Raw genomic sequence first — 13,689 nt, forward strand, 5'->3', positions numbered from 1 at the left:
GAGGGAAAATTTATGACACAAGAAGAATTAACGGTTACATGGAATTTAGCAAAAATGGTGTTTCTAAATTCTAACGGAATAGAACATCAGCATCTTTTGAATCAAGTAGATATTTATGATATTAGAGATGGATTTTGCTACTTACACTCATCAAGTAATTATGTTGTTGATGAATTAAAGAAAATGAAAGAAAAAATACAAGATGCAATAAATCAAGTTTTAAAACTTAAAGGATACGCAGTTGAAGTTGTAATAAAAAAAGAAATTTCAACAGATATGTTAGAATTTGAAGTTACAGAAAGTAATGAAAATGAAACTGATAAAGAAGAAGTTCTAGAAACAGGTCTTAGTCCAAAGTTTACTTTTGATAGTTTTGTTGTAGGTCAAAATAGTGAATACCCATATCAATGTTGTATGGCTACTATAGAAGCATTACTTGATAAAAGAACACCTCCATATAATCCGCTATTAATTTATGGTGATTCAGGTTTAGGTAAGACCCATTTAGCACAAGCTGCAGGTAATGAGTTGATAAAAAAAGATTTTAATAAAAAAGTTAGATACTTAACAGCTGAAGAATTCAATAATGAGTACCTTTGTGCAATAAGAAAAGGTAATTTGAAAAATAATATAGATACAGCTGAGAATTTTAGACAAAAGTACAGAAGTTTAGATATGATAATAATAGATGATATTCAATTCTTTGAAAAGGTATTCGGTAAAGGAGACGGTAGTGTGGAAGAAGAATTTTTCAACACATTAAATTCTCTTTTAATAAAAGACAAACAACTAATATTCATAAGTGATAGAAATCCTAAAAAGATAAAAGGTTTATCAGAAAGATTAAAGTCAAGATTTTTATCAGGTCTTAATGCTGAGATAAAAAAACCAGATTATTCAACAAGAGTTGCAATACTACAAACTTTATGCGAAACAAATAATATGCACATGGATAATACCATATTAGAATATATTGCAGATAATGTTACAAAAAACGTAAGGGAAATGCAAGGTATATTAAAATCTATTTCAGCCAAAGCCCTATTATTAAAGAAAAATATTACAATAGATCTTGCTAAAAGCGTTATAGGAGAACAAGCAGAAAAACTTAGAGCCTCTATAACAGCTGAGAAAATAACGCAAGCAGTTGCACAGTATTTTAATGTGTCTGAAGAAGAAATGAAGTCTGAAAAAAGAAAGAGTGAAATATTAATACCAAGACAAATTGCAATGTATATTATGAGAGAAAAATTAGAAATTAGTTTACATGAAACTGGTAAAATTTTTAATAAAGACCACGCTACTGTGTATAACGCTGTAGAAAAAATAGCTTCTAAGATAGCTAAAGATGATAATATTGCAAATGATGTAAAAGAAATTACAAAAAGGATATGTGAATAATATGGAAGTTAAAATAGATACTGAATATATAAAATTAGATCAACTATTAAAGTTTTCTGGATTAGCAGATACAGGTGGTATAGCTAAAGAAGTTATACAAAATGGTGAAGTTCTTGTTAATGGTGAGGTTGAAACCAGAAGAGGTAAGAAGATAAGAAAAGAAGATGTAGTTGAATTCAGAGGAGAAAAAGTAGTAGTAAAATAATGTATATAGAAGAAATTGTATTTAATAATTTTAGAAATATTAGAACTAATAAGATAACTTTATCTAAGAATTTTAATGTTCTTTATGGAAAAAATGCACAAGGTAAGACTAGTGTAATAGAAGCAATATATTTTTTATCAACAGGAAAAAGTTTTAGAACAAGAAAAGTGTTAGAGCAAATAAAAGAAGGTGAAAAAACTCTAACACTTTTTAGTAAGACTAGTGTTGATAATTTTTCTATACAGCTAAATAAAGAAAAAAAGGATTTCTATATTTCCAAAAACAAGGTTAAATACAAAGAATATATAGGTAAATTGCTTGCTATTTCTTTTAGTCCAGAAGACATTTCATTAATAATGGATACACCTGAGAATAGAAGAAGATTTTTTAATTATGAGATGTCTCAGATAAGTAAGCTCTATTTAAATGATTTAATAAATTTTCAAAAAGTATTAAAGGTAAGAAATAAGCTTATAAAAGAAAAAAAGATGGACAGCGAAATATTTAAAATATACAATGATAAGTATATTTTTTTATCACAAAGAATATATGAATTTAGAAAAAAATATATTTCTGATTTATCTAAATATATTAATCAAAAGTATAAGGAGCTATTTGATAAAAAAGAATTGATTATTAGATATGAACCCAGTTGTGATTACAATAAATTAAAGGAAATATTAGAGGAAAAGAAAGAAAAAGAATTATTCATAGGATTTAGTATATATGGACCACAAAAAGACGAGTATAGTTTTTTAATAGATAACAAGAAGGTTAAGACGTTTGCATCTCAAGGAGAGAAAAAGTCAGTGATATTTTCTTTAAAATTAGCTCAAATTGAGTATATAATAAACAGCACCCAAAAGACACCTATTGTCCTATTAGATGATATAACAGCATATTTTGATGAAATAAGAAAAAAAATAGTTTTGGAATATTTTAAAGAAAAAGATATACAGTGTATTTTTACATCTACTGAGGATATAGATATATGTGCTAAAAAGATGTATGTAAGTGACGGTGAAATAAAGGATGAAATTTAAGTCATTAGTGGATATTGTTAGAGAAAATAGTAGTGATATTTGGAGTTTTTTAGTACCTAAAGAATTTTTAAGCGAAACTTGTTTGGTTATAGATAAAGAGACTGCAATAATATATACTAAAGATCAAATATATGCAAATGAATTAAGTTTTTTTAAAGATGAATATCTAGATGCAATACAAAAAAAAGCAAAAGAAGTTAAGAGTATAAAGATAATAGTAAATCCTAAAAGATTTAAAGAAGAAAAGGTTGTAATAAGAAAAAGTGAAAAGAAATTTGAAAGTGTATTAAATGAGAAGAAAAAAGAAGCAGAAAAAATTTTTTCTAATATACAAGACATTGATGAAAAGAAATATCTAGTTTCTTGTTTAGCATTAAAGTTAGTAAAAGAATATTACAGTAAGGAAAATAAGGAAAAAAAATGCGAAAATTGTGGAGATTACTTTAAAGGACCTGATAAAATCTGTATAATTTGTAGAAATATAAAGAGAAAAAAAGATGTTCAGGATATAATTAAATATATGCTAGATGATCCATATTTAAGAAAAGAATATTTTTTGAAAATATTATCATATGACGAATTAACTTACGATCTAGCAAGAGATGAGGTGTTAAGATTACTTTATTTAAAACTACAAGATAAGTATAGAAGTGGAAAGGATTATGAAAAAGAGTTAAAAGATTACCTTGTTATGGATATAAAGTCACCTTATGATTTGGTATTAAACTTAGAAGGTAAAAAGATTATAAAACGATTGGAAACACTTTTTGGTGGAGAAAGAAATGAAAAAAATACTTAAAGAAGAGATAGAAGATATTTTTAAAAATATAGAAAATACTTGTATCTACATTAGTACATCATTGAAAAATATGGAATATTACGAATACATATTAGGGAAAAAAGGATATAATGTAACTTTTTTTAAGACTAATGTAGGAAGTAAAAAAGAATTAATAGATATTAATGTAAGATTAATTAATCTCTTAAATAAAAAAAAGAAGAATATAATATTTATAGACTTTTCATTAGCGATGTCTATATTTTTTGATAAATACGATAGTTTTACTTTGGAAGTAGGTAAAGACTATAACCTAAATAAAATAGAAGAAAAATTACAAGAATATGCATATGAAAAAAACTATTTAATTACTGAAATGGGTCAATATTCAAGAAGAGGAGATTTAATAGATGTATATTCAGCAACTATGGACAACCCTATTAGACTAGATTTTTTTGATGTAGAGTTAGAGAAGATTAAAATATTTGATATAGATACACAAAGATCTTATGAAAATTTAAAAGAAATACAGATTTATTCTAATATTTTAAGAGGAGATAAGGTATTAATAACAGAATTAACTGGTAAAACTACTAGTTTTTTCATAGAAAATCTAGAACTTGTAGAACATAGTCTTGAGACTATGTTACTTTTAGATAACAACGATAAAGAAAAAATACTTGCTAGATATGAGGTATTGAAAGAAAAGTCAGAAATAATAGAGGTAGCCTTAAGCGAAAATAGAAACTATCAATCAGAAATAGAAATAAAAAGAAAAAAAGAGTTAAAGAAAAAAATGAAATACAGCTCTATAACAGAATTAAATAAAGGAGATTATGTAATTCATGTTGAGTACGGTATAGGTAAGTATATGGGGCTTAAAATGATGTATGACAAGGAATACCTATTAATACAGTATGCTGATGATGGAGAGCTTTATGTACCTGTTGAAAAGCTATATCGTATAGAAAAGTATATAAATATATCAAATAAGGAACCAGAACTATATAAATTAGGTACTAAGGGATTTAAGAAAAAGCACAAGAAGTATAAAGAAGAAATTGAAAAAGTAGCAAAGGAACTTATTAGAATTCAAGCTAAGAGAAAAAAAGACAATGGTATTTGTTTTATGGAAGACACAGTATTTCAAAAACAATTTGAAGAAAAATTTGAATATTTAGAAACAGAAGATCAAAAAAAAGCAATAGAAGATGTAAAAAAAGATATGCAAAGCTATAAAATAATGGATAGAATAATATGCGGAGATGTTGGATATGGTAAGACTGAAGTAGCTATGAGAGCAGCTTTTAAGGCTATAGAAAGCGGTTATCAGGTTGCTTTACTAGCACCAACTACAATATTAGCTAATCAGCATTATGAACGGTTTAAAAAGCGATTTGAGGGTTTTCCGATAAATATAGCATCATACTCAAGACTTTCAACTAGAAAGGGAGTATTAGATGATTTAATTAGTGGTAAGATAGATCTTTTAATAGGTACACATAAAATTTTAGGTGATAATGTCATTTTCAATAATCTTGGACTATTAATAATAGATGAAGAACAAAAGTTTGGTGTTAAACATAAGGAAAAAATAAAGGAAAAAAAGACGAATATTGATGTTTTAACTCTGACTGCAACACCTATTCCTAGAACACTAAATTTGGCCTTGTTAGGTATTAGAGATATATCAGTAATATCAACACCACCTCTACAAAAATTACCAATAAAAACAGAAATATTAAATTTTAATGATGAAGAAAAATTAAAAAAAGTAATATTAGAAGAAATTAAAAGAGATGGTCAAGTCTTCTATATCTCAAATGATGTAAAAGGTATGGAAGATAAGGTTAAATATTTAAAAACTCTCCTTCCAAGCTTTATAGGCATAGAATATATACACGGTCAACTTAGTGCAAAAGAGATAAAAGGGAAAATAGATGCCTTTGAAAAGGGAGAATTTCAAGTTTTAGTTGCATCAACAATAATAGAAAATGGGATAGATATAGCAAATGCTAATACGATAATTATAGAAGGCTTTAATAACCTAGGTTTATCACAAATTTATCAATTAAGAGGACGTGTTGGTAGATCAAAAAGGCAAGCATATTGCTATCTATTAAAATCATTAAAACAAACACAAAAAGGTTTAAAAAAACAAGAAAGTATAAGTGAAATTGAAAATATTTCATCAGGTGGTTATGTAATTGCCATGGAGGATATGAATATACGGGGAGCTGGTGAAATTCTTGGAAATAAGCAACATGGTGCTATAGAATCTTTCGGTTATGATTTGTACATTAAATTACTAAATGAAGAAATTAAAAGACAAAAAGGTGAAATTACATTTAATAATTTTGAAGTCAAGATGGATTTAAAAGATAAGGGATATATACCAAATGACTACATAAAGGAAGCTGAAAGAATAAAGATATATAAGCGTATAGTTGAATTAACAAAAATCAGCGAAGTTGACGATATTAAAGATGAAATAGAAGATAGATTTGGTAAAATTCCTAAAGTTGTTAATACATTTTTAGATAGTGTTAAAATAAAGATATATTGTCAAAAACATAAAATAAGTAAAGTTGAAGAAAAAGATGATTTCCTTTATTTCTATTTTACAAATAATGTGTTAAAATTAAGTAAGAAAGAAGTTTTGGAAGGTGAAAAAGATGAATAAAAAGTTAGTATTATTAGTATTAATATTGTCTATAACATCATGTACAGGATTTAAAGGGGTAATTTCTCCCAACGATCCTTATAAAAACGTAGTATTAAGAAAAAAATTGGAACATACAGAAAAGGTAGAAAAACCACGTAATAATGATATAAGTAAAATGATAGTAGTAAAAAAAGAAGAACCAAAACCAAAACCAAGGGTAGAAAGTTTGGATAAAATAATATCAGTAAAAAAAGAAGAACCAAAACCTAAACCAAAGGTAGAAAGTTTGGATAATATAATATCAGTGAAAAAAGAAGAACCTATAAAGCCAGTAGTATTAACAAGGGACATAAAAGAAATTTTAAGAGCCATAAAAAAAGACTATAACCTAGTAGAATCTAATGATGATATAGAAAGAAAGACTGTTGAAGGTTTAACAAGATTAAGAAAAGAAACTAATAAGAATATAACACCAGCAGAATTGTTAAAGGAAATACATAAAGTAATAAAAGAAACAAATACAAAATCATATACTATGGCGATATCAAGAGTTCTAAATAATTGGAGTAAGTAATGAGATTAGATAAATTTTTAAAAATAACAAGAATAATTAAGAGAAGAACTATAGCACAACAATTATGTGATAGTGATAATGTACTAGTTAATGGTAAGGCACAAAAACCATCATATAGTATTAAAAAAGGTGACGAATTAGTTGTAAAATACTTTAATAATACTATAAAAGCAAAAGTATTAGAAATACCCAAAGAGTCACTAAAAAAAGAAGACATAGGAGATTATGTAAGTTTTGAAAATTAAGCTTAAAAAGGTCTCAATATGAGATCTTTTTTTGATAGGTTGGTAGAAAGGATACAAGATGTATAAGTATAAGACAATAGACCTATACACCATATAAAACAAGGTAAAACATATATATAAATAAAAAATAAAAAAAAGTAGTTGACAAAGAAATTGGATTAGTGTATAATCAATCTTGTTCTGATAGAGAAGTGCCTTGGTGGCGAAATCGGTAGACGCACAGGACTTAAAATCCTGTGGAAATTTATTCCGTGCCGGTTCGAGTCCGGCCCGAGGCACCAATGACGTATCGCGGAGTAGAGCAGTCAGGTAGCTCGTTGGGCTCATAACCCAAAGGTCATTGGTTCAAATCCAATCTCCGCAACCAAAAATATGCGGGAATAGCTCAGATGGTAGAGCGTCAGCCTTCCAAGCTGAATGTCGCGAGTTCGACCCTCGTTTCCCGCTCCATTAAGTATGAGCCATTAGCTCAGTCGGTAGAGCACATGACTTTTAATCATGGTGTCACTGGTTCGATTCCAGTATGGCTCACCATTCATTCATACTAATGTAAACTATAATGATATAATAATGGGCTATTAGCTCAGCTGGTAGAGCACATGACTCTTAATCATGGTGTCACTGGTTCGACCCCAGTATAGCCCACCAGTAATAATTATATGTACCTGTAGCTCAGTTGGATAGAGCAACAGCCTTCTAAGCTGTGGGCCAGGGGTTCAAATCCCTTCAGGTACGCCATATCCTTTTGGATCCGTAGCTCAGATGGTTAGAGCACGCGGCTCATAACCGTGAGGTCACTGGTTCGATCCCAGTCGGATCCACCATTAGTGAATGGACCCTTCGTCTAGTGGTTAGGACATCGGGTTTTCATCCCGGCAACAGGAGTTCGATTCTCCTAGGGTCTACCATTATAGCTACCATTAGGTGCTTTTTTTTATGGGCAGATGTCCGAACTGGCTAAGGAACCGGTCTTGAAAACCGGCGAAGATGTAACAGTCGTCTGGGTTCGAATCCCAGTCTGCCCGCCATTATATATGCCCAGATAGCTCAGTCGGTAGAGCAAGGGACTGAAAATCCCTGTGTCCGTGGTTCGATTCCGCGTTTGGGCACCATTGTTATCTCCTAAAGGAGATTTTTTTTTACTTTATAAAAAAAGAGTATGTAAGCATAGCTTACATACATCTTCTTATTTCAATAAGTCAAGATAACTTTTACCTTGTTCAACATTTTCATGTATATTAAAGTATTCTAGAACAGTATTTGCAGAATCAGACATAGTTTCTCTTAATCCTAAATCTATATTTTTCTTTTGATTGAATAATCTCTTATTATATACCAATAATGGTACATTTTCTCTTGTATGTTGTGAATGACCTATTGTAGGATCATTTCCATGATCTGCTGTTATAACTAAAATATCATCGTCATTTAATTTTTCTATAATCTTTCCAATATATTTATCAGCAATGCTCAAAACATTTGCATATCTTTTTGTATTTTGAGAATGTCCAGATAAATCAGTTTCTTGAACATTAATGCACATAAATCCTTTGTGGAAATCATCTAATTTCTTAAGGGTTAATTCGAAGATAGTTTTAGTATCAACTAAATTCATAAAGCTTTCTCCGTTCTTATTGTACACTATATCTGCTACTTTACCTATTAACATAACATCTATATTATTTTTAGTTAATATTGTGGGTACTTGATTATTTGGATCTACACCATATCCCATATGTCTAACCATATATCCTTCTTCATAAACTTTAGATAATGGTGCATCTATTCCCATATATTTTCCTTCTTTTTCTCTAGCAGCATCTAAGATACTTTGGGTTGTGGCTTTTGTTCCACCAAAGACAATAACTCTTTCAACTTTTACAATATCCCTAACAACTTGTGCTATTTTCAATTCATCTTCAAATGATATATTTTTAAATGTTGTTGTAACATTGTATACTTGTCCTAAATCTGTTTCCAAATTATCACCTATTGCAACGCAATCATTAACCCATAAGAAATTAACATTTACACCTTTTCTTTCAACTTTATACCCTTTTTTTAAAAGTTTTTTTTCAACAGTATCGATATAGAATGAAAAAGGCTTGTTCAAAGGTTTTTCAGTTTTAGTTCCCATCAATTCTTGGTGTCCTAAGAAAGTATCACCTCCGTGATGTTGTAATTTTGACTTACCAGCAATTTTGACATTAACTTTTTTCATAAAAGGTGTTTCAAAATCTAAAATATTCATTAATCCTAATTTTTCAAGATTTTCCCATTTAGAATCTGGAAGTTTTTCTAATATGTGTCTTGCAGTATTTGATCCAAAATCTCTTGGTCTAACCTTCAAGACATCATCCATATATCCAACTCCAAATCCATCTAATACTATTATTAAAAATCTAGACATTTTTCTTATCTCCTTGTGTGTTATATATACCAACTATATGTATATTATTACTATGTATACCCTCAATTAAAACAATATCTGATCTTGTAACAAACATTTGTGTTCTAAAGCAAAGTATTATAGGATCAAATATATTATATTTTCCTTCTAATGATAGGTAATAATCAATATTTGTTGCATTAAAATTATTAACGTTTACTATTTCATTATCAATATATCCATGTTTCATATGTCCTCTAGGGTAGTATCCACCACCATAAAAGTATGAATTATTTTTAAAAACATGAGAAATTTCTGAAATGTATAAATAGGCTGGAATTTCAATTCCACTGTCTATATTTAAAGGTGTTGTTCCAGTTAAAGCGTGTCCTGGTTCAGCATCTGTTCCCCCATAAGAATAAATTTTCTTTATATTTTCAACTGTAGATACAGATGGTAAATTTATATGTTTAACATACAAATTTTGATTCTTTAAGAATTCATTTACTTCTAGTACTGAAAAAAGATTATTTGTTTCTTTTATACATTTTTCATCAGGGGAGTACAAAAAACAAGGGAATGAAGTTATTCCATTTAGCTTAACACCTTTTAAATCTTTTAATTTTGGTATAAGTTCTTTAACTTCATTTACAGAAAATCCTGCTTCTTGTCCAGGATAAATTTCAGAATTTTCATCTAATATTCTTAACATAATATCTTGTGTCTTATTTAAAGATAAAGCAATATTAGAAATTTCTTTTATCATGTCATAAGAATAGACTGTTATTATCTCTACACCGTATTCTATTACACGTGATAGCATATTCTTTGGTATTTGAACGAGATGTCCTATATTACAAAGTTTAAGGTTATTTTTCATCATAACTTCAACTTCTTTAAAATCTACGCAGACTGCCCCTTTATACCCTAAATCTTCTAGTTTTTTTGCTAAATAAGGATTTCTACCTACTTGTTTTAACATATAGAAGAGATTAATATTGTATTTTTTTGCTTCATTTAAAATGTTTTTGGCATTTTCTAAAAAAATATCAACATCTATACAATAAGAATCTGGAAGAATTAGTCCTTTTTTGTATAAGTCTAGAGAGGCATCTACAAAAGCTTTATTTGTATCTAAAAGTCTTTTTAAAAACAATATCATTCACCTCTTTCCATAAAATATGCTTTTTCTAAAATTCTTGCTATATTTTCAGCTCCAGCTCTATTAGGATTTATTCTAATCATTCTTTCTGCTAGACTAGGATCAGTATCTATGAAAGTACCAGATACCCTATAAATCAAAGGGTTCATTTCAAATTTAGATTCTGCACCAACTGGGTGAGAAAGGGCACCTAATTTTACAGTTTGTTTTAAAATATTTTTAGCTATGTGTTCGCAAAATTCAACTAAAACAACTTTAGATTGAGAATTTGCGATATATACATCTTTTATATATGGAAATCTTTTTTTATCTTTTAGAATATTATATAAACCTTCTATTTGTTTTGCTTGAATACTTAAAGCAACTGGTGCATAAACTAAACCTCTTAGTACTTCCATAGCTTCAAATCCTTGAACTTGTGAACCACCAGAATAATTATGTTTTCTCATGTTTTCTATAATTTCTCTTTTTCCAATTATCAATCCAATACCAACAGGTCCTAATAGTTTAAAACAAGAAAAAGCAGAGATATCAGCTCCCATTTCTACTCCATTTTCTGGTGTTTTAAGTACGGCATAGTTATCGTCAACAACAATTTTAATGTTATTATCGATTTCTTTTATTTTCTTTATTACTTCTTTTAAAACATATTTATCATCTAATTTTTGACGTGTATGTTGTAATAGTACAACTTTAATATTATTTTCAACTATATATTCTCTTAAAGTAGAAAGATCATTAAAGTTGTACTTTTTAATATTTACTTTCATTGAGTTTAAACTAAATTCACTAGTCTTGTATATTGGACCATCGTGAACAAGTATAGTATTTTCATTTTTTAAAAATTCAAAGAAAGTTAGTCGTAAGGCATTTGTTCCAGATCCCCTAACTAAAAATGCATCTTCAGCATTAAAGAAGTTTGCTAGAATTTTTTCTATTGTTCTTGTTCTAATAGGCATATTATTTGTTTTTTCCACACCTAAGTCGCCCAAATCTAATATTTCTTTACCATTAATATATTTTCCTATTAAATCTACTAATCTAAATTGTTTTTCCATAGCTTCTTCTAAAGTTATAGATTGTAAGGGATATGTTTTCATTTTTACCTCATTTCTTATATAATACATCGCCAACTAAATTCATTATTTCTCTTGCATATTTCCAAGTTGATTTATAGCTTCCGTCAGAATCAACTCCATAATTTTGTTTATTTGTTAAAATAATTACTTGTATTTTATTATCTAAATCATATACAACTTGTGTACCTGTAAATCCTGTGTGACCTACAAATTTATTAGTTGCATATTTTCCCATATATCCTTTGTCTACACCACCTCTATTTATTTCATAACCATAACCATGTCCAAATTTACTTTCAATTTTTGTAAACTCATCTACTACATTTTTATTATATAGTCTTACTGATTTATATTTTCCATTGTTTAATAAGACTTCACCTAAAACATATAGATCATGAGCAGTTGAAAATAATCCAGCATGTCCTGCTACACCATTATTTGCGTAATATGAATTTCCATCATTTACCAAACCAGTTAATGTATGTCTTCTCCAGTATCTGAAAGAATTATATTCTTCATTTATCTTATACCCAAAATTATCATCATAAATCATTTTTTGTTCAAAAGGATTACCATGTGATGTTGAAGCAATTTGATTTTGACTAAACACTTCAAGAGGCAAAAATCTTGTTCTCTTTAAATGTAGAGGCTTATATATTTCTTCTAATACATAATCATTAAGCTTTTTATGTGTAACCTTTTCAACAATGAATGCTAAAGTCATGAATGAAAAATCACTGTATTTTCTATTACTTCCTGTTTTGTATTCTAATGGTAGATTACAAATATATTTTAATTCTTCATCACTATTTTTAACATGATAGTATGTAGGTAACCATGGAGTTAAACCAGATGTGTGAGTTAATAAGTCTTTAATTTTAACATCTTCTTTACCATTTTTAGCAAATTCAGGTATATACTTACTAACTTTGTCATTTACATTTATTTTACCTTCAGAAACTAATTTCATAATTACTTGTGTTGTAGCAAATATTTTAGTAAGTGAAGCTAAATCGAATATAGTATCTGTTTTCATTGGTCTTAACTTTTCTTTATCATCTTCTAAAACTTGTGCATAACCAAAAGCTTTGTTATAAAGAATATGACCATTTTTGGAAACCAAAACAACAGCACCAGGCATTGTCTTATTACTTATATATTTTTCGGTTATAGTTTGTATATCGTTTAAGCTTTTTGTAAAAGTAAAGACACTAAATAATATACTACAAAAAATTAATATTATCTTTTTCATTTTTATTCCTTTATTTGTTGAAGAAATTCATAGGGTTTTTACATAACATTAAATCAAGAGATTCATCTGTTATACCTTTTTCTTTTAGCATAGGTATAAATGAATCAAATATATATGAATAACCTATTCCACCCATAAATTCCATATTAGATTTTCTTGAAATATCTTGTGATAAGAACACTTTATTAAGTAAATTCATATCTTGTAATATTTTTAACATTTCAACTCTTTTAGAGTCTAATAAATAGTTATTTTTCCCTATTGTATCAAATGAAATATATACACCTTTAGATAAAATTTCTATAATATATTGTACATCTCCACTTAAATCAACGTGCCCTATATTTACCTTTGACAAATCAACATTATTTTTTTCAAAAAATTCAATTTGTCCTAAAGCATTTGTACCTAATGTAGTATGTGTGCTAATAGGCACACCAGTCTTTTTATGTGCAATTACAATACTTTCAAATATTTTTTCTTCTTCTTTTGTCATATGATCTTTACTTGTACCAATTTCACCCAATAATTGTGCTTTTATACCTGTACCATCGATACCTATTTCTATATCATTTATCAAAAGTTCAGCAATTTCTTCTTTATCCATTTCATAGACATAGTCAGGTAAGAAAGGTTCTTTATAGAATCCTGTAGAACAAATGAAGTTTATTCCACTTTCTTTTGATATTTTAACAATATTTTTTACATTTCTACCCATACCTCTATTGGTAACTTCTACAATATTTCTAACACCTTTAGAGTATAGTTTTTTCATTTCTTTTGTAATTTCATCTATGCAGTCTACCTTGCAATCTAAATTATGTTTTTGACCAGATAAATCTATTGTCATATGTTCGTGCATAAGTGTATAACCATTTTGTAACATTTTAAATCTC

General features: G+C 28.1%; 12 protein-coding genes and 10 tRNA genes. 17 read left to right on the plus strand and 5 right to left on the minus strand.

All coding sequences use genetic code 11. The features are described 5' to 3' along the window. Nucleotides 1-12: 12 nt before the first annotated feature. From dnaA to VC03_RS00085, 17 genes are all read left to right on the plus strand, one after another. Nucleotides 13-1,401, plus strand: coding sequence for a chromosomal replication initiator protein DnaA (dnaA, locus tag VC03_RS00005; RefSeq protein WP_052727729.1), 1,389 nt, complete (start codon nt 13-15; stop codon nt 1,399-1,401). 1 nt (nt 1,402) lies between these two features. After that, a complete protein-coding gene (gene yaaA, locus VC03_RS00010) occupies nt 1,403-1,606 on the plus strand; it encodes a S4 domain-containing protein YaaA (protein ID WP_046328102.1) in 204 nt (67 codons plus the stop codon). Then, nucleotides 1,606-2,649 (plus strand): DNA replication/repair protein RecF, encoded by a 1,044-nt coding sequence (gene recF, locus VC03_RS00015; protein WP_046328103.1) that lies wholly within the window; start codon nt 1,606-1,608, stop codon nt 2,647-2,649. The genes yaaA and recF overlap by 1 nt, the downstream gene beginning before the upstream one ends. After that, entirely contained in the window at nt 2,639-3,448 is an 810-nt protein-coding gene (locus tag VC03_RS00020) for a hypothetical protein (protein WP_046328104.1), read from the plus strand. Before recF ends, VC03_RS00020 begins: the two co-directional genes overlap by 11 nt. Further along, a complete protein-coding gene (gene mfd, locus VC03_RS00025; RefSeq protein ID WP_046328105.1) occupies nt 3,432-6,110 on the plus strand; it encodes a transcription-repair coupling factor in 2,679 nt (892 codons plus the stop codon). Before VC03_RS00020 ends, mfd begins: the two co-directional genes overlap by 17 nt. Further along, nucleotides 6,103-6,666, plus strand: a complete 564-nt coding sequence (locus VC03_RS00030; protein WP_046328106.1) for a hypothetical protein — start codon at nt 6,103-6,105, stop codon at nt 6,664-6,666. The genes mfd and VC03_RS00030 overlap by 8 nt, the downstream gene beginning before the upstream one ends. Further along, complete coding sequence (locus VC03_RS00035) at nt 6,666-6,911, plus strand: RNA-binding S4 domain-containing protein (RefSeq protein ID WP_046328107.1); 246 nt, start codon at nt 6,666-6,668, stop codon at nt 6,909-6,911. The genes VC03_RS00030 and VC03_RS00035 overlap by 1 nt, the downstream gene beginning before the upstream one ends. A gap of 193 nt (nt 6,912-7,104) precedes the next feature. Further along, a tRNA-Leu gene (locus VC03_RS00040) sits at nt 7,105-7,192 on the plus strand. Between the two features lie 9 nt (nt 7,193-7,201). After that, a tRNA-Met gene (locus VC03_RS00045) sits at nt 7,202-7,278 on the plus strand. A gap of 7 nt (nt 7,279-7,285) precedes the next feature. After that, nucleotides 7,286-7,361: transfer RNA gene (locus VC03_RS00050), tRNA-Gly, on the plus strand. An 8-nt stretch (nt 7,362-7,369) separates the two neighbouring features. Then, a tRNA-Lys gene (locus tag VC03_RS00055) sits at nt 7,370-7,445 on the plus strand. 38 nt (nt 7,446-7,483) lie between these two features. Continuing rightward, nucleotides 7,484-7,559 (plus strand) — tRNA-Lys (locus tag VC03_RS00060). A 13-nt stretch (nt 7,560-7,572) separates the two neighbouring features. Next, nucleotides 7,573-7,649: transfer RNA gene (locus VC03_RS00065), tRNA-Arg, on the plus strand. Nucleotides 7,650-7,658: 9 nt separating this feature from the next. Beyond that, a tRNA-Ile gene (locus tag VC03_RS00070) sits at nt 7,659-7,735 on the plus strand. Nucleotides 7,736-7,744: 9 nt separating this feature from the next. Next, nucleotides 7,745-7,819: transfer RNA gene (locus VC03_RS00075), tRNA-Glu, on the plus strand. 30 nt (nt 7,820-7,849) lie between these two features. Continuing rightward, a tRNA-Ser gene (locus tag VC03_RS00080) sits at nt 7,850-7,939 on the plus strand. An 8-nt stretch (nt 7,940-7,947) separates the two neighbouring features. Then, a tRNA-Phe gene (locus VC03_RS00085) sits at nt 7,948-8,023 on the plus strand. Between the two features lie 74 nt (nt 8,024-8,097). Here the strand turns inward: VC03_RS00085 and VC03_RS00090 are convergent. Genes VC03_RS00090 through VC03_RS00110 form a run of 5 tightly spaced genes read right to left on the minus strand, consistent with a single transcriptional unit; the run spans nt 8,098 to nt 13,679 of the window. Further along, nucleotides 8,098-9,321 (minus strand): phosphopentomutase, encoded by a 1,224-nt coding sequence (locus VC03_RS00090; RefSeq protein WP_046328108.1) that lies wholly within the window; start codon nt 9,319-9,321, stop codon nt 8,098-8,100. Next, nucleotides 9,314-10,462 carry an alanine racemase gene (locus VC03_RS00095; protein WP_046328109.1) on the minus strand — a complete coding sequence of 383 codons (1,149 nt, stop codon included), beginning with the start codon at nt 10,460-10,462 and terminating at the stop codon, nt 9,314-9,316. Before VC03_RS00095 ends, VC03_RS00090 begins: the two co-directional genes overlap by 8 nt. Continuing rightward, nucleotides 10,459-11,562: an aminotransferase class V-fold PLP-dependent enzyme gene (locus VC03_RS00100; protein WP_046329209.1), complete on the minus strand. Its 1,104-nt coding sequence runs from the start codon at nt 11,560-11,562 to the stop codon at nt 10,459-10,461. Before VC03_RS00100 ends, VC03_RS00095 begins: the two co-directional genes overlap by 4 nt. 7 nt (nt 11,563-11,569) lie before the next feature. Beyond that, nucleotides 11,570-12,793 (minus strand): serine hydrolase, encoded by a 1,224-nt coding sequence (locus tag VC03_RS00105; RefSeq protein ID WP_052727630.1) that lies wholly within the window; start codon nt 12,791-12,793, stop codon nt 11,570-11,572. A 10-nt stretch (nt 12,794-12,803) separates the two neighbouring features. Next, entirely contained in the window at nt 12,804-13,679 is an 876-nt protein-coding gene (locus VC03_RS00110) for a phosphotriesterase family protein (RefSeq protein WP_046328110.1), read from the minus strand. Between the last annotated feature and the right edge of the window lie 10 nt (nt 13,680-13,689).

The sequence above is a fragment of the Sneathia vaginalis genome (genome assembly GCF_000973085.1).
Classification (GTDB): domain Bacteria; phylum Fusobacteriota; class Fusobacteriia; order Fusobacteriales; family Leptotrichiaceae; genus Sneathia; species Sneathia vaginalis.